This window comes from Gammaproteobacteria bacterium (assembly GCA_034522055.1).
Classification (GTDB): domain Bacteria; phylum Pseudomonadota; class Gammaproteobacteria; order JAABTG01; family JAABTG01; genus JAABTG01.
Window position 1 is genome coordinate 2,364,899 of the sequence record JAXHLS010000002.1, and the last position, 14,861, is coordinate 2,379,759.

A 14,861-nucleotide genomic window follows, 5' to 3' on the forward strand; every position below is an offset into this window, starting at 1 on the left:
GTGTTTTTTCGCGGGGACCGAAAAATGACGCTACAAAAGAAAGGAATGATGGGTGTGCTGGGTACCGCGGTGGCCGTGACGGCTCTGGCGGGAGTGCCGGCCTTTGTGTTTGCCGCCGACCAGACACCGGAAGAACTCCAGCGCCGGGTGTTGGAACTGGAACGGGAACTCGAGCAGGCCAGGAAGGAGTTGGCGGTGGCCGAGGAGGCCAGGGCGGAGGTCGACGAGCAGGTGGTGGAGGCCGAACGCAAGCTCGAGACCATCGTCCCTGCGCCCGCCAAGGTCAAGGTGGGGGACCTCACCATCGGCGGTGCCATCAGGGCCAACTACGTCATAGGCGATTACCCGGGTAATGGTGGCGCCTCCCGTGCCTGGGAGGACGGGGGGACTTTCGAACTGGATACCTTCAGGGTGAACCTCGATTATTTGAGCGGGCCTTGGGTGGGTAAGCTCGAGTATCGGTGGTACCAGGATGATTTCAGGGGTGGCGGCTACAACTTTCTCCACACCGGTTGGGTCGGCTACAACTTCGAGGACGATAGTCAGGTACAGGTGGGGGTGAACCGGGTGCCCTTCGGGCCGGGGCCCTACGGCGTTTCCCAGAGCTGGCTGTTCGACCAGCACTATTACCTGGGGCTCTCGGACGATATGGACCTGGGGGTGAAGTACAGCAGAATCTTCGACGATTGGGCCTTCGATTTTGCCTACTATGCGGCGAGCGAGGGCACCTACACCGGCAGGACCAAGGACAGTGCCCGTTATTCCTACGACGTGGTGGATGAAACGGGTAACGGCTATGAAGAACGCAATCAGTTCAACATAAGAGGTATCTACACCCTGCCGGATACATCCATCGACACCGCCCTCGGCTTCTCCCTCCAGTACGGTGAACTCAGGAGTGAGGGCCCCCAGGATGATGGCGATCACCATGCCGCGTCGGTCCACATGGTAAACAAATGGGGCAATTTCACCTTGGCCAGCCAGTTGACCTACTTCAAGTTCGACGTGGATGCCGGGCAGCCCCTGGGCATGGCCGATCGGGTTCAGATGGGGGCCTACGATTTCCCCAGTACGGCCGCCGCCGAAGGCTGGATCCCGGCTGTCTCCCTCAGCTATTTCCACCAGACGCCCGGTATCCCGTGGCTCAATTACGTCATTCCCTACGCGGAGTACAGCTCCGTGGTCAAGGAAAAGAGCGGCTTCAATGACAGCGAACTCTTCATACTCGGGGCGGCCTGGGGCCATGGCGGCTGGTATATCTACACCGATATGGCCTGGTCCAACGGCAATGAGTTCGTGGGGGGAGACGCTGCCTTCGGTGACCGCCTGGGTGCCAATGCCGATGATAAGTGGCAGGAGCGCTTCAACATCAATTTCGGTTATTACTTTTAATCGACGGACGGCCGTCTGCTGAAGTGGGAGGAATATCCCCCCTTTTTTCTTATCGTTCGTCCATCTCCCGTCGTCGCAGACGGGCGAAGGTGAGACCGGCAGCGAAGAGCATGAGGCTGAGCGTCACCTCCACCAGGGCCAACCAGCGCTCTGCGGGGGAACCGTAGGCCTCCATCACGCCATGACTCAGATAGACAAGCGCCAGCAGGCTGGCGCCGATAAAGGCCCGGGGCCGGCCCTTCACCATACCCGTCAATGGGAGCAGCAGCGGCAGCAGAAAAAGAATCAGCAGCACCGGTCCGAAGGACAGCGCCGGGGGTGCCAGCCAGCCGTACCAGGCAATCAACAGCATCAGCAGCGATAGCAGGGCACCGAGGCTCGTGTCACGCGCGATGCGAGTCAGGGTCCCCGGCGCGTGGGAGGGGGTAGTCAAGGCCGACTGAGCCTCGAGGCCACGCGGGCCACGCGCCGCCCGAGGGCGATGCACAGCCGTTCTTCATCCTTGCACAAGGCGCGGCGGTTGTCCTCGCCGGCCACATGGCTGGCACCGTAGGGTGTGCCGCCGGCTGTGGTACGTATCAACTCCGGATTCTCGTAGGGCAGCCCCAGGATCATCATGCCGTGGTGCAGCAGCGGCAGCATCATGGAAATCAGGGTGGTCTCCTGGCCGCCGTGCATGCTGGCGGTGGAGGTGAACACCGCCGCCGGTTTGTCCGTCAGGGCCCCGGACATCCACAGGCTGCTGGTACCGTCGATGAAATGCTTCAACGGTGCCGCCATGTTGCCGAAGTGGGTGGGGCTGCCCATGGCCAGGCCATGGCATTCCCGCAGGTCGCGGTGGGAGGCGAAAGGCGGACCGGCGGCCGGCACCGGCGGTTCGATGGCCTCGCAAGTGGCGGAAACCCCGGGCACGGTGCGCACCCGGGCAGAGCAACCCGCGACCTCCTCGACGCCGCGGGCCACCAAGTTAGCCATGCGGGTCACGTTGCCGTGGCGGCTGTAATAGAGGACCAGAATCTCGGTCACTTTCGTCTCCTGGGATAAGACCCGCGCCTGCCGCCGGCGCGGCACAAGGGCCCGGGATGGATAGCTTCAAACGAGCTTGAGTACGTCTTCAGGGGGGCGCCCGATCACCGCCGCGCCGTCCTTGACGACGATGGGGCGCTCCATGAGTCTGGGGTGCTCCGCCAGGGCCTTTATCAACGCGTCCGCGTCGAGGGTGGGGTCATCGAGCCCCAATTCATGATATTCCTTTTCTTTCTTGCGCATGAGGTCACGCGGGCCCAAGGCCAGCAGCTGCAGCAGGCGGCGCAAGGTCGCCTCGTCGGGCGGCGTCTTTAGATAGTCCACTATCTCCACTTCGACATCCCGGTCCCGCAGCAGCTGCAATGCCTGGCGGCTCTTGGAACAGCGTGGATTGTGATAGATTCGAACGGTCATTTTTCTTTCAAAACAATAAGTTGCGGCGTTTATCCATCTTGACAGCCTATGGGGCCGGTGTTAGGTTTCGATATATTAAGGAAATTGGTTTCCGTGAGATAGCCGCGCAGCTCGTGGTCTCAGGAGTCGGTGCGATGAAACAGGAGTCATCCAGATGAAGATTGTGTCGACGCTAAAGGCAGTTGGGACGACCGTCCTGGTGGCCCTCCTGGTCATCGGTTGCGCGAGTGCGCCCACCCAGGAGATGGCCGATGCCCGCCAGGCCCTGCAGGCGGCGGAGAGCGCCGGTGCGGCGACCCATGCACCGGCCAATCTCAAGGGGGCGAAAGAACTTCTCTCGAAGGCCGAGAAGGCCATCGGCGACGGCGACTATAATGCCGCGAAGGCGGATGCCATCGCCACCAAGAAGGCCGCGGTATCGGCACGAAATATCGCCCTGGCCATCGGGACGGCGGAGAAGGCCCTGAACGACGCCGAGGCAGTCGGTGCGCCGGCGCCTGACGCCCGTGCACTGTTGGCCCGGGCCAGGACGGCGGCGGAGCGGGGTGACGAGGTGACGGCGGTCAAGCTGGCCAACGAGGCCAAGGCCCAGGGTGAGTCGGTGAAGGACCGGTATTACCTGAAACAGGCCAAGGCCATGCTCGAAGAGGCCGGCGTCTATCGGTCCCGTATGTCGGCCACGGAGCAGGCTCGATACCGTGATGCCCTGGCCGCCGTGGGACAGGGGGACGGTTGGCGCGCCTACGATATCGCGAAAACCCTCATGTCCACCCTGGATACGTCCACCCCCCTCGCGGTGGAGTCCTACCAGGTGGTTCGCGGTGACAGCCTGTGGGGAATCTCAGGGCAGGAAGTCATTTACGACAACCCGTACTACTGGCCTTTGATATTCAAGGCCAACGCGGATCGCATCAGGGACGCGGATCTCATCTACCCCGGCCAGGGTCTGGATATTCCTCGGGGCTATGGCCGTGGTGAGGCGGATGCCGCCGTGGACCATGCCAGGAATCGGGGTGCCTGGTCCCTCGGCACGGTGGAGGCATCCGATCGGACCTATCTCGGGCGCTGAACTTCTCTTCAGCCGCCACCCCGCCGGAAACGGTCCTGGGGGTTCTCTTCGCTACGGCGGGTGTCCTCGGGGCCACCGCAGGAAGGCTGGAACGCGCGGGCAAATCAACCCCGGCGCCATTCGTGTATCCACTATCTTTCACCATGACTCAACCTCGAAGGAGTGCCGGCTTGGCTGAACTCTATCTGAAGTGTCTCCGGACCCTCCTGGCCGGCCTGTTGCTGGTCACCGTGGGCGTTCACGCGGAACCCGCGAAGCTGGCCCTTCCAGACATGGATGGGAATCCCCATTCACTGGCCGACTTGCGTGGCAAGTGGGTGGTGGTGAACTTCTGGGCCACCTGGTGTCCACCGTGCATCGAGGAGATCCCGGAACTCGTGCTGTTCCATGAGGCAAACAAGGACAAGGGTGCCGTGGTGTGGGGTGTCAATTTCGAGGACATCGATGCCGCCGGTTTGAACGACTTCCTGGAGGACTTTTTCGTCACCTATCCCATCTCCATGATGCGCCCCGCTGGAGTAACACCTCTGGGCCCCATCATGGGGCTCCCCACCACGTTCGTAGTCGACCCCGAGGGTAAGCTGGTGGCCAAGCAGACCGGACCGGTGACTGCGGAAATGCTGGAAAACTTCATAGAGAAAAAGAATAATCAGCGTTAACTCTCATGGCGATACGCGCCGCCCAAGATGATGAAAGAGGAGCGCGTATCGCCATGTTCGTTCCCTCACCCCATCCCTGTACTCCGGGCATCCTGCCCTTCGCCCTGCGGGCCGCGCCAAGGCGCGTTCAAATCCGTTCCCGACGGATTTGTCCCAGAGGGAGAGGGGGAGGGGGAGATCGTGCTTCGCGACTTCACGTTAAATACTCTATGGGTTCGAGGTGAAGGTTATGCAGAACAAAGGCGTGTTTGGCAAAGGCATCCTGCTCACCATGCTGCTCTCGATCGCGGTCTCCTGCGGCGCCGCAGGCCGCGACCCCTATACCCATTTTTTCAACGATACCTTCGGTGATTTCACGGAAGAACTCACGGTGGCACGGGAGCAGGGCAAGAAAGGCATTCTTATATTCTTCGAGATGGACGAATGCCCCTTTTGCCATCGCATGAAGCAGACGGTGCTGAACCAACCGCGGGTCCAGGAGTGGTATCGGGACAATTTCCTGATCTTCCCGGTGGATGTGGAAGGTGATACGGAGATCACCGATTTCGAGGGTAACACCATGCGCTCCAAGGATTTTGCCGAGAAGAAGAATCGCGTCAGGGCCACCCCGGTATTTGCCTTCTATGATCTGGAAGGCAACCGGGTGGTGCGCTACACGGGGGCGACCAGTGACGTGGACGAGTTCCTGTGGCTCGGCGAGTTCGTGGCCGAGGGCCATTACAAGGACACGAACTTCGTCCGTTACAAGCGCCAGAAGAGAAGTCAGGGCGAATAACCCATTCATGGATTACCGTCGGCTCCGTGGTGGGCTGGGGTTTCTCCTTGCCCTTGCTGCTGCCCTGGTCATTGCCCAGACACAGGCCCAGGAGGCCGTGCCCTCTCCTTTGCCCCAGCCGCTGACCCTGGAATACGCCCTGGGCCTGGCGGACGAGCCTCACCCCGACCTGCTGGAGTCCCGCGCCCGCCTGGCGCTGGCCCGCGCGGAACATGAAGGCGCGGCCGCCGACGATGATGCCACCGCGGTGTTGTCGACCACCCTGGCGTGGGCGGACGAGGACCGCTTCGGGGAGTCGCAGGATCATGCGGTCGGGGTAGCGGTGCGCAAGCGGTTGTACGACTTCGGTTACTCCGCCACCCTGAGCGAGGCCGCGGCTGCCGGCGTTCGTGGCTTCGAAAGCCGGTTGCTGGATGCGCGCCAGCAGCGGCGCGTCGCCATCCTGGAGGCCTTCTTCGATGTCGTCCTCGCCGATCTGGCCTTCGCCAGGGACAACGAGGCCATGGCCCTGCAGTTCGTGCGTTTCGACCGCCTGCGGGACCGCCACGAACTGAAACAGGCTTCGGACCTCGAGTTGTTCGAGGCCGAGGCGACATACCAGGAGTTTCGCAGCGCCGTGATGCGCAGCCGGGCCACCCAACGGACCACCCGGGTGCGGTTGGCGGAACTCCTCAATCGCCCCCAGGATTCGCCGTCGGATGTCGCCCGGCCTACTGACCTGTCCGCGATCGGCCGGGACCTCGTGGACGTCGAGTCGTTGCAGGCCAGCGCCGCCGAGCACAATCCTCGCCTCGTGGCTCTCAGGGCCGAGCTGGATGCCGCGGCCAGGGGCATCGAGGCGGCGCAGGCCGCCAGCGGACCGGTGCTGCGGGCTGAACTGGATGCCGGGGCCCAGAGTCGCTCCCAGCGGTCGAGTGCGAACGACTGGCGGGCCGGCATCGTGCTCGATATACCCTTATATGAGGGCGGCCGTGCCGGGGCCCGTATCGCCCGCGCCGAGGCCGAGCACGATCGAGTCAGGGCCGAATTGGCCCGCCACGCCATCGCCGTGCGCCGGGCGGTGGTGGATCTGTGGGTGGAACTCGACGTCCTGCAGCGCCAGCGCGAGGTGGATGCCGTGCGCCGGGACTTCACGGAACTGAACCTCGATCGCAGCCGCACCCTTTACCAGATGGAGGCCATTTCCGATCTGGGAGACTCCATGGTAATGACCTCCGAAGCACGGCTGCAGACGGCCCGCACGGAGTTCGATATCGCCCTGGCCTGGGTCCGGCTGGACGCCCTGACGGGCAAGGCGCCGGAAGAGATGGTCAGCAATCTCTTGGGTAGCCGTTGAGACATTCGTTGTTTCCGTGAAAGGAGTTCGGCAATGAGGCACAACATCATTCTCTGGGGCCTGCTGCTGGTGTCGCTCGGGGCCCACGGGCTGGAGGCTACGGGACGGCTGGCGTGGGGCCGGCAAGTGACTCTCAGCACGCCGGCCTCCGGCATGGTGGTGGCGGTGCCCGTGACCGCGGGTGACCGGGTGAAAGAGGGAGGGGTGCTGGTACGCCTGGATCAACGCGCCGTGACGGCCCGCCTCGCGGCCGCCGGGAAGCATGTCGAAAGGGCGCGCCAGGCCTTCGAGGAGGCGGGACGGGAACTCGAGCGCACCGAAGAGCTTTATGACCGCACCCTGCTTGCCGATCATGATCTGCAGGTGGCCCGCATTGCTCACGTGACGGCGGCGGCCGAGTTGAAGGGGGCCGAGGCGAGGCATGTCGAACGGCGGCTGGATCTCGAGTACAGGGTGGTCAGGGCTCCTTTCGCGGGCACGGTGGTGCAGCGTCATATCCATCCCGGCATGGCGGTGGTGAACACCCATGTGGCCATTCCCCTGGTGACCCTGGCATCTCTCCGCCCCTATACGGTAGAGGCCGGGGTCCCAGGCGAATGGGCGGCGGCGGTGATGCCGGGCCAGCAGGTCACGGTGGTCATCGGCGACGCCCGCCGCGGTGGGACGGTGGCCTCCCTGCTGCCGGAACTCTGCCGTGAAGGCGTATCCGGCTCCGGGTACGTGTTGCGGGTGATCCTCGAGGATGACGAATCCGCGGAGTTCTCTCCCGGTCAAACCGTTCGGATCCTGGGGCCCTGATGGCGGGCAATTCGATATGAATACCGAAGAGCGGCTGAGCCGTTCGGTGTCGGGCTGAAGCCCGACCTACATCCGTGGGCAATTCGATATGAATACCGAAGAGCGGCTGAGCCGGCGGTGCCGGGTGACGGGGCGGGTGCAGGGGGTCTGGTTTCGCGCCGCCACCCGCGACAAGGCCCTGGAATTGGGCCTCGATGGCGAGGCGCGGAACCTGCCGGATGGTGCCGTGGAGGTGGTGGTGACGGGGCCCGCGCAGCAGCTGGAGGCACTGTGCCAGTGGTTGTGGCAGGGCTCTCCCATGTCCCGGGTGGAGGCGGTGGAGTGCCGAACCATCGCCACGACCACCCACCGCGGCTTTTCCACCGCCTGACGGGCCGCCGCTATTGCTTGTACCAGTGGCGTCTCAGGGCGTCGAACACCAGGCGGGGATACACCGGGCGTCCCAAGCTGCCGTTGTAGCGCGCCAGGGCGCGCGCCAAGTGGCCATCCTCCATGTCCACGTAATAGCGCAGGATGGTGCAGCCCATGCGCAGATTGGTCTCGATGACGAAGAGATTGTCCTCGGGATGGCCGATCTCATCCAGCCAGAAGGGCATGATCTGCATGAGCCCGCGGGCACCGGCGCGCGAGATGGCGAAGCGATCGAAGCGGCTCTCCACATGGATGACGGCGAGTACCAGTTCCGGGGGCAACGCCGCGCGGTCTGCCTCGCGATGGACCGCCTCGAGAATGGCCAGGCGTTCTTCCACGTCCGGCACGTAGGGGGCCAGACGCTGGGACATGTCCATCAGCCACACCTGGGCCTCGAAGCGATCGCCGAAGCTGGTGGCATCCTCGATGGCGTCCTTGAGCCGGGCCGCCAGCACCGGGTCCGGCCGGCCCTGGGGTGCGGCGGCGACCACCATGGCCGTCGCGAGCCATAGCAGGGTCGTGGTCACCAGGCACAGGGGCGCGGTGCGGGCCACGGCCGACGTCCTCAAGCGCGGTCGGTGAGCTTGTCCTCGAGGAACGCCACGCAGTCTTCCAGGGGGATGCGCACTGAGTCCTCATCGCTGCGGCCCTTGTACTCGATCTCGCCTTCGTCCAGGGCGCGCTCGCCGAGCACCAGGCGATGGGGAATGCCCACCAGCTCCATATCGGCGAACATGACGCCGGGGCGGGCCCCGCGGTCGTCCAGGAGTACGGTGATACCGGCGTCCAGCAACCTCTCGTAGAGGGCCTCCACCGCTCCCCGCAGGCGCTGGGACTTGTGCATGTTCATGGGCAGCAGGGCCACGGTGAAGGGCGCGATGGCCCCCGGCCAGATGATGCCGCGGTCGTCGTGGTTCTGCTCGATGGCGGCAGCCACGATGCGCGACACCCCGATGCCATAGCAGCCCATGGTGAGCACCCGGTCCTTGCCGTTCTCGTCCAGCACCGCGCACCCCATGGCGGCGCTGTACTTTTGCCCCAGCTGGAAGATATGCCCCACCTCGATGCCCCGCAGGATATGGAGGCTGCCCTTGCCGTCGGGGCTGGGGTCCCCCTCCTGAACGTTGCGCAGGTCCGCCACCGGCGGCAGGGGCAGATCCCGCTCCCAGTTGAGGCCGAAGTAGTGCTTGCCCTCGATGTTGGCACCCGCCGTGAAGTCGGCCACCACCGCCACCGCCCGGTCGGCGATGCACGGCATGGGCAGATCCAACGGCCCCAGGGAGCCGGCGCCTGCCCCCACGGCCTCGCGGATCTCCTCCTCCGTGGCCATGCGTAGCGGCGTCGCCACCTCCGGCAGTTTCTCCGCCTTGATGCCATTCAACTCGTGGTCGCCGCGCACCAGCAGGGCCACCAGGGGGCCCTCCACGGCGTCGGATGCCGCCACCACCAGGGTCTTCACGGTGCGCTCCACGGCGATTCCGTAGTCCTCCACGAGAGCCTGGATGGTCTTGCAGTCGGGGGTATCCACCAGGTGCATCTCTTCACCCGGGGCGGGGCGGGTGACGTCGGGGGCCAGGGCCTCCGCCAGTTCCACGTTGGCGGCGTAGCCTCCGCCGTCACTGAAGGCGATGGCATCCTCTCCCGAATCGGCGAGGACATGGAATTCATGGGAGGCGGCGCCCCCGATGGCCCCGGTATCTGCCTCCACCGCGCGGAAGTCCAGTCCGCAACGGCGGAATATGCGCCCGTAGGCCTCGTACATGCGCTCGTAGGTGTCCTGGAGGGAGGCCTGGTCCAGGTGGAAGGAATAGGCGTCCTTCATGAGGAACTCGCGGGCCCTCATGACCCCGAAGCGCGGCCGGATCTCGTCCCGGAACTTGGTCTGGATCTGGTAGAAGTTCACCGGCAGCTGCTTGTAGCTGCGCAGTTCGTCACGGGCCAGGGCGGTGATCACCTCCTCGTGGGTGGGGCCGAAGCAGAACTCCCGCTGGTGGCGGTCCTTGAGGCGCAGCAGCTCGGGGCCATACTCCTCCCAGCGTCCGGACTCCTGCCACAGCTCCGCCGGCTGCACCGCCGGCATCATCAGCTCCTGGGCGCCGCTGGCGTCCATCTCCTCCCGTACGATGCGCTCCACCCGGCGCAGCACCCGCAGGCCCAGGGGCAACCAGCTGTAGAGGCCGGCGGCGACCTTGCGGATCATGCCGGCCCGCAGCATCAACTGGTGGCTTACCACCTCGGCGTCGGAGGGGACCTCTTTGACGGTGGCGAGCAGAAGCTCCGTGGTGCGCATGACGACTCCTTGGGGGCAGATGATGGGAGGGATAGGGTAGTTCACCCCGTGGGCCCGCGCATTATAAGGTCGCGGGTCGCCTGGCTCGACAATAAAAAAACCCGGCCGCAGCCGGGTTCTTCAGGTGGGGCATGTAGCGTGCCGATCAGCGGACGCCGTACAGGATGTCCCGATCCAGATGGTAGGCCGGGGTATTCTCGGCGTTCTGGGCCTCGTAGAGGATATCGCGGTCGACGTGATAGGCGCGCTGCGTGGCCGCCGCATGGTACAGGATGTCCCGATCCACGTCGTACTCCTGGACGGTCTGTAGGTTGGCGTTCTCGGCCTTGTACAGGATGTCACGGTCTACATGGTATGCCGCCATCGGGGTGGTCACCGGCGGTACGGACTGTCCATAGAGAAGGTCGCGATGGATCCGGTATTCGTCGGCGGCCGCAGTTCCGGCCATCAACAGGGTGGCCGCGAGGGTGCCGTAGAGCAGGGTGGATGTTTTCATATTTGTAATCTCCAATTGATTTAGTATTTAACTGTATTATAATATACTAAATCACTTAGGAGATTGCAAGGTCAGCCTTCCCCCGGGGATCGTCCTAACGTGACGGCGGTCACGGTTGCCGATATCCCTCTCAGTTGCAGAATTTCTCCACGTTCGCCTGCGCCCGCTCGCGGCGGGCGGCGAGTTCGTCGTCTTTCAGCTCCACCTCGTTGCCGTCGGCATCCCGTTCGATGATCCGGTCCGGCATGGCCTCCAGGGTCTTGAGGTTTTGGCGCGCGATGGTGCAGTTGGCCTCGTTGACCTGGCGCCGAGCCTGTTGCTGTTCGCTGCTCAACTCGGGTTTCGGGTTCTCGTCGGCGGCGTTTTCATCCGGGTCCATTGCGGGCAGTGCGGGTGTATTCTCTGCCCCCGGGGATTCATCTGCAGCCGCGGGGACCGGTCCCTTGCGCAGGATGAGTTCCTCGGCGGGTTGATCCCTGGGCGGGGCGGCCCCGTAATTCACGTTACCGTCGGCATCCACCCACTTGTAGGCCTTGTCGCCCGCGGCAGCCAGCGGTTGTGCGACAAGGGCCAGCACCAAGGCCGTGATTGACAGCGCTTTGAGACGTGACATGAGTTCTCTCCAATGACGGTAACCAGGGCTGAAGGATCCGACATCTACCGGGGCGGCGTCCTCCGTCGAGGGTAGAGACCGTATACTGATCCCTAGCGGCATTTCTCCCAATGATTTTAGCCTGCTTCACCTTGACCTGACATTGGAATATAAGTACGGTCTGAATCTTTTTTATATCATGCCGGTCTACGGGCCGGTCTTATCGGTTGCGATGGAGACACAGGCGTGGAATTGACCGGCTCTCAGATAATCGTCCAGTTCCTCAAGGACGAAGGTGTGGAGTTCCTCTTCGGATATCCCGGCGGGGCGGTCCTGCATATCTACGACGAACTCCATAAGCAGACCGACGTCAAGCATATTCTGGTGCGCCACGAGCAGGGGGCGGCCCATGCGGCGGACGGCTATGCCCGCGCCACCGGCCGGCCGGGGGTGGTGCTGGTGACCTCGGGGCCGGGGGCCACCAATGCCGTGACCGGCATCGCCACCGCCCACATGGACTCCGTGCCCATGGTGATCCTCACCGGTCAGGTGCCCACCCCCTGGATAGGCAGCGATGCCTTCCAGGAGGCCGACACCGTGGGCATCACCCGTCCGTGCGTGAAGCACAACTTCCTGGTCAAGGACATCCGCGACCTCGCCCTCACCCTCAAGAAGGCCTTCTACGTCGCCGCCACGGGGCGGCCGGGTCCGGTGGTGGTGGATATCCCGAAGGACGTCACGGATCCCAACATTCGCATCCCCTACGAATACCCGAAGCAGGTGGCCATGCGTTCCTATAACCCGGTGGTCAAGGGTCATCCGGGCCAGATCAAGCGTGCGGTAGATCTCATCCTCAGCGCCCGCCGTCCGGTCATCTACACCGGCGGCGGCGTGGTGCTCGGCAATGGTTCGGAGGTCCTCACCCGGCTGGTGCGCCACCTCAAGTACCCCATCACCCAGACCCTCATGGGGCTCGGCTCCTACCCGGCCACCGATCCCCTGTTCCTGGGCATGCTCGGCATGCACGGGACCTACGAGGCCAACATGGCGATGCACGAATGCGACGTGCTCATCGCCATCGGTGCGCGCTTCGACGATCGGGTGACGGGCAAGCTGGACACCTTCTGCCCGACGGCCAAGATCGTGCACGTGGATATCGACCCCGCCTCCATTTCCAAGAACGTGCCGGTGGACATCCCCATCGTCGGGGACGTGGTCAGCGTGCTGCAGGAGATGTTGCGCTTGCTGGAGGCCGGCGGCGGCGCGCCGGACCCGGATGCCCTCGGCGCCTGGTGGTCCCATATCGAGGAATGGCGCAGCCACCACTGCCTGGAGTTCGATCGCGAGTCCCGGGTCATCAAGCCCCAGGCGGTCATCGAGGCCCTGTATCGGGTCACCAGGGGGCAGGCCATCGTCACCTCGGATGTGGGCCAGCATCAGATGTGGGCGGCCCAGTTCTACAAGTTCGACCAGCCGCGGCGCTGGCTGAACTCCGGCGGCCTCGGCACCATGGGGTTCGGTCTGCCGGCCGCCATGGGGGCCAAGCTGGCCTTCCCGGATACCACGGTGGCCTGCGTCACCGGCGAGGGCAGCATCCAGATGTGCCTCCAGGAGCTTTCCACCTGCAAGCAGTACGGGCTGCCGGTGAAGATAGTCAATCTCAACAACCGCTACCTCGGCATGGTGCGGCAGTGGCAGGAGTTCTTCTACGACAACCGCTACTCCCATTCCTACATGGATGCCCTCCCGGACTTCAAGAAGTTGGCGGAGGCCTACGGCCATGTGGGCATGCTCATCGACAAGCCCGAGGACGTGGAGCCGGCCCTGGAGGAGGCCATGGCCAGCGACCAACTGGTGTTCATGGACTTCATCACCGACCCCACCGAGAACGTCTATCCCATGATCGAGGCGGGCAAGGGCCACCACGAGATGACCCTGCCGCCCCATATGTCACCGGAACGGGAGCTGGCCTGACCATGCGCCATATCATTTCGATCCTGATGGAGAACGAGGCCGGGGCCCTGTCGCGGGTGGCGGGCCTGTTCTCCGCCCGGGGCTATAACATCGAGTCCCTCACCGTGGCGCCTACCGAGGATGCCTCCCTGTCCCGCATGACCCTGGTCACCAGCGGCAGCGACACCATCATCGAGCAGATCACCAAGCAGCTGAACAAGCTGGTGGACGTGGTCAAGCTCATCGAGCTGTCCACGGGGCCCCACATCGAGCGCGAGATGATGCTCATCAAGCTGGAGGCGCGGGGCGCGGATCGCGAGGAATTCAAGCGCCTGTCCGACATCTACGGCGGCCGGGTCATCGACGTCACCGATGCCACCTATGTCATCGAACTCACCGGCCGGGGCGACAAGCTCGATGCCTTCATCGCCACCGTGGACGAGACCAAGATCATCGAGGTGGTGCGTACGGGATCGTCGGGCATCGCCCGCGGCGCCCGCACGTTGAGGCTGTAGCCGGGGCGCCGGGCGACGCCGGCACCACCACCATCAAATCCACTATCAGGGGAACACAATGCAGGTCTATTACGATAAAGACGCCGATCTTTCGATCATTCAGGGCAAGCGGGTCGCTATCGTGGGTTACGGCTCACAGGGCCATGCCCATGCCAACAATCTCAAGGACTCGGGCGTCGACGTGGTGGTAGGGCTGCGGGATGGTTCGTCTTCGGCCCGGAAGGCGGCGGCTTCGGGGTTGACGGTGCAGCCGGTGGCGGAGGCGGTCAAGGGCGCCGACGTGGTGATGATCCTGGTGCCGGACGAACTCCAGGGTGGCCTCTATCGCGAGCAGATCGAGCCCAACATCGGCCAGGGGGCGGCCCTGGCCTTCGCCCACGGCTTCAATATCCATTTCGGTCAGATCCAGCCCCGTGCCGATCTGGACGTCATCATGATCGCCCCCAAGGGGCCGGGCCATCTGGTGCGTTCCACCTACGTGGCGGGTGGTGGCGTGCCTTCCCTCATCGCCGTCTACCAGGACGCCAGCGGTCGCGCCAAGGACCTCGCCCTGTCCTATGCCTCGGCCAACGGCGGGGCCCGGGCGGGCGTCATCGAGACCAACTTCCGCGAAGAGACCGAGACCGATCTGTTCGGCGAGCAGGCCGTGCTGTGTGGCGGCATGACGGCCCTGGTGTCGGCCGGTTTCGAGACCCTGGTGGAGGCCGGTTACGCCCCGGAGATGGCGTACTTCGAGTGTCTGCATGAACTCAAGCTCATCGTCGACCTGATGTACGAGGGTGGCATCGCCAACATGCGCTATTCCATCTCCAACACCGCGGAGTACGGTGACGTGACCCGCGGGCCGCGGCTGGTGAATGACGATACCCGGGCCGAGATGCGGCGTATCCTGAAGGAGATCCAGACCGGCCAGTTCGCCAAGGAGTGGATCCTGGAGAACCAGTCCGGGGCCTCCCACTTCAAGGCCTTGCGACGTCTCGGTGAGGAACATCCCATCGAGGAGGTGGGTGGCCGCCTGCGCGGCATGATGCCCTGGATCAAGGCCAACCAGCTGGTGGACAAGGAGAAGAACTGACGGGGCCGGATCCGATGGCGGGGCGGGCGGTGGGCGCCTGCCGCGGCCGCACCTTTAGGG

General features: G+C 64.2%; 17 protein-coding genes. 10 read left to right on the forward strand and 7 right to left on the reverse strand.

The genetic code is table 11. The features are described 5' to 3' along the window. Window positions 1-24 precede the first annotated feature (24 nt). Window positions 25-1,392: a hypothetical protein gene (locus U5S82_11550; protein MDZ7752278.1), complete on the forward strand. Its 1,368-nt coding sequence runs from the start codon at window positions 25-27 to the stop codon at window positions 1,390-1,392. 49 nt (window positions 1,393-1,441) lie between these two features. On the opposite strand, the gene U5S82_11555 is transcribed toward U5S82_11550, so the two are convergent. The 3 genes from U5S82_11555 to arsC all read right to left on the reverse strand — a co-directional run bounded on the left by U5S82_11555 (window position 1,442) and on the right by arsC (window position 2,832). Next, window positions 1,442-1,825, reverse strand: coding sequence for a DUF2069 domain-containing protein (locus tag U5S82_11555; GenBank protein MDZ7752279.1), 384 nt, complete (start codon window positions 1,823-1,825; stop codon window positions 1,442-1,444). Further along, window positions 1,822-2,418 (reverse strand): NAD(P)H:quinone oxidoreductase, encoded by a 597-nt coding sequence (gene wrbA / locus U5S82_11560; GenBank protein MDZ7752280.1) that lies wholly within the window; start codon window positions 2,416-2,418, stop codon window positions 1,822-1,824. The genes U5S82_11555 and wrbA overlap by 4 nt, the downstream gene beginning before the upstream one ends. Before the next feature lie 66 nt (window positions 2,419-2,484). Further along, entirely contained in the window at window positions 2,485-2,832 is a 348-nt protein-coding gene (gene arsC / locus U5S82_11565) for an arsenate reductase (glutaredoxin) (protein ID MDZ7752281.1), read from the reverse strand. A gap of 154 nt (window positions 2,833-2,986) precedes the next feature. On the opposite strand from arsC, the gene U5S82_11570 reads away from it, so the two are divergent. The 6 genes from U5S82_11570 (at window position 2,987) to U5S82_11595 (ending at window position 7,839) form a co-directional block, all read left to right on the forward strand. Continuing rightward, window positions 2,987-3,901 (forward strand): DUF4398 domain-containing protein, encoded by a 915-nt coding sequence (locus tag U5S82_11570; GenBank protein MDZ7752282.1) that lies wholly within the window; start codon window positions 2,987-2,989, stop codon window positions 3,899-3,901. A gap of 170 nt (window positions 3,902-4,071) precedes the next feature. Beyond that, window positions 4,072-4,560 (forward strand): TlpA disulfide reductase family protein, encoded by a 489-nt coding sequence (locus U5S82_11575; GenBank protein MDZ7752283.1) that lies wholly within the window; start codon window positions 4,072-4,074, stop codon window positions 4,558-4,560. 271 nt (window positions 4,561-4,831) lie between these two features. Continuing rightward, window positions 4,832-5,335: a thioredoxin family protein gene (locus U5S82_11580; GenBank protein MDZ7752284.1), complete on the forward strand. Its 504-nt coding sequence runs from the start codon at window positions 4,832-4,834 to the stop codon at window positions 5,333-5,335. Window positions 5,336-5,444: 109 nt separating this feature from the next. After that, on the forward strand, window positions 5,445-6,671 hold the full coding sequence (locus U5S82_11585) for a TolC family protein (protein MDZ7752285.1): 1,227 nt from the start codon (window positions 5,445-5,447) through the stop codon (window positions 6,669-6,671). Window positions 6,672-6,704: 33 nt separating this feature from the next. Then, entirely contained in the window at window positions 6,705-7,469 is a 765-nt protein-coding gene (locus U5S82_11590) for an efflux RND transporter periplasmic adaptor subunit (GenBank protein MDZ7752286.1), read from the forward strand. 88 nt (window positions 7,470-7,557) lie between these two features. After that, window positions 7,558-7,839 (forward strand): acylphosphatase, encoded by a 282-nt coding sequence (locus U5S82_11595; protein MDZ7752287.1) that lies wholly within the window; start codon window positions 7,558-7,560, stop codon window positions 7,837-7,839. Between the two features lie 10 nt (window positions 7,840-7,849). On the opposite strand, the gene U5S82_11600 is transcribed toward U5S82_11595, so the two are convergent. From U5S82_11600 to U5S82_11615, 4 genes are all read right to left on the reverse strand, one after another. Next, the gene (locus tag U5S82_11600) at window positions 7,850-8,374 is read right to left on the reverse strand and encodes a transglycosylase SLT domain-containing protein (GenBank protein ID MDZ7752288.1); all 525 of its coding nucleotides are present in this window, start codon (window positions 8,372-8,374) and stop codon (window positions 7,850-7,852) included. A 71-nt stretch (window positions 8,375-8,445) separates the two neighbouring features. Further along, window positions 8,446-10,170 carry a proline--tRNA ligase gene (locus tag U5S82_11605; protein ID MDZ7752289.1) on the reverse strand — a complete coding sequence of 575 codons (1,725 nt, stop codon included), beginning with the start codon at window positions 10,168-10,170 and terminating at the stop codon, window positions 8,446-8,448. A 145-nt stretch (window positions 10,171-10,315) separates the two neighbouring features. Beyond that, window positions 10,316-10,666, reverse strand: a complete 351-nt coding sequence (locus tag U5S82_11610) for a hypothetical protein (GenBank protein ID MDZ7752290.1) — start codon at window positions 10,664-10,666, stop codon at window positions 10,316-10,318. Between the two features lie 130 nt (window positions 10,667-10,796). Continuing rightward, on the reverse strand, window positions 10,797-11,279 hold the full coding sequence (locus U5S82_11615; protein ID MDZ7752291.1) for a DUF4124 domain-containing protein: 483 nt from the start codon (window positions 11,277-11,279) through the stop codon (window positions 10,797-10,799). A gap of 225 nt (window positions 11,280-11,504) precedes the next feature. Between U5S82_11615 and U5S82_11620 the strand changes: the two genes are divergently transcribed. Genes U5S82_11620 through ilvC form a run of 3 tightly spaced genes read left to right on the forward strand, consistent with a single transcriptional unit; the run spans window position 11,505 to window position 14,801 of the window. Continuing rightward, window positions 11,505-13,232: an acetolactate synthase 3 large subunit gene (locus U5S82_11620; GenBank protein MDZ7752292.1), complete on the forward strand. Its 1,728-nt coding sequence runs from the start codon at window positions 11,505-11,507 to the stop codon at window positions 13,230-13,232. Between the two features lie 2 nt (window positions 13,233-13,234). Then, window positions 13,235-13,726 (forward strand): acetolactate synthase small subunit, encoded by a 492-nt coding sequence (ilvN, locus tag U5S82_11625; GenBank protein ID MDZ7752293.1) that lies wholly within the window; start codon window positions 13,235-13,237, stop codon window positions 13,724-13,726. A 37-nt stretch (window positions 13,727-13,763) separates the two neighbouring features. After that, window positions 13,764-14,801 carry a ketol-acid reductoisomerase gene (ilvC, locus tag U5S82_11630; GenBank protein MDZ7752294.1) on the forward strand — a complete coding sequence of 346 codons (1,038 nt, stop codon included), beginning with the start codon at window positions 13,764-13,766 and terminating at the stop codon, window positions 14,799-14,801. The last annotated feature ends 60 nt before the right edge of the window (window positions 14,802-14,861 follow it).

Excerpts from the sequence above, each read along its gene's own strand:
- U5S82_11610 (MDZ7752290.1), bottom strand. The coding sequence starts at position 10,666 with ATGAAAACATCCACCCTGCTCTACGGCACCCTCGCGGCCACCCTGTTG.
- U5S82_11615 (MDZ7752291.1), bottom strand. The coding sequence starts at position 11,279 with ATGTCACGTCTCAAAGCGCTGTCAATCACGGCCTTGGTGCTGGCCCTT.
- U5S82_11600 (MDZ7752288.1), bottom strand. The coding sequence starts at position 8,374 with ATGGTGGTCGCCGCCGCACCCCAGGGCCGGCCGGACCCGGTGCTGGCG.
- U5S82_11550 (MDZ7752278.1), top strand. The coding sequence starts at position 25 with ATGACGCTACAAAAGAAAGGAATGATGGGTGTGCTGGGTACCGCGGTG.
- U5S82_11570 (MDZ7752282.1), top strand. The coding sequence starts at position 2,987 with ATGAAGATTGTGTCGACGCTAAAGGCAGTTGGGACGACCGTCCTGGTG.
- U5S82_11580 (MDZ7752284.1), top strand. The coding sequence starts at position 4,832 with ATGCTGCTCTCGATCGCGGTCTCCTGCGGCGCCGCAGGCCGCGACCCC.
- U5S82_11595 (MDZ7752287.1), top strand. The coding sequence starts at position 7,558 with ATGAATACCGAAGAGCGGCTGAGCCGGCGGTGCCGGGTGACGGGGCGG.
- arsC (MDZ7752281.1), bottom strand. The coding sequence starts at position 2,832 with ATGACCGTTCGAATCTATCACAATCCACGCTGTTCCAAGAGCCGCCAG.
- U5S82_11590 (MDZ7752286.1), top strand. The coding sequence starts at position 6,705 with ATGAGGCACAACATCATTCTCTGGGGCCTGCTGCTGGTGTCGCTCGGG.
- U5S82_11605 (MDZ7752289.1), bottom strand. The coding sequence starts at position 10,170 with ATGCGCACCACGGAGCTTCTGCTCGCCACCGTCAAAGAGGTCCCCTCC.
- ilvN (MDZ7752293.1), top strand. The coding sequence starts at position 13,235 with ATGCGCCATATCATTTCGATCCTGATGGAGAACGAGGCCGGGGCCCTG.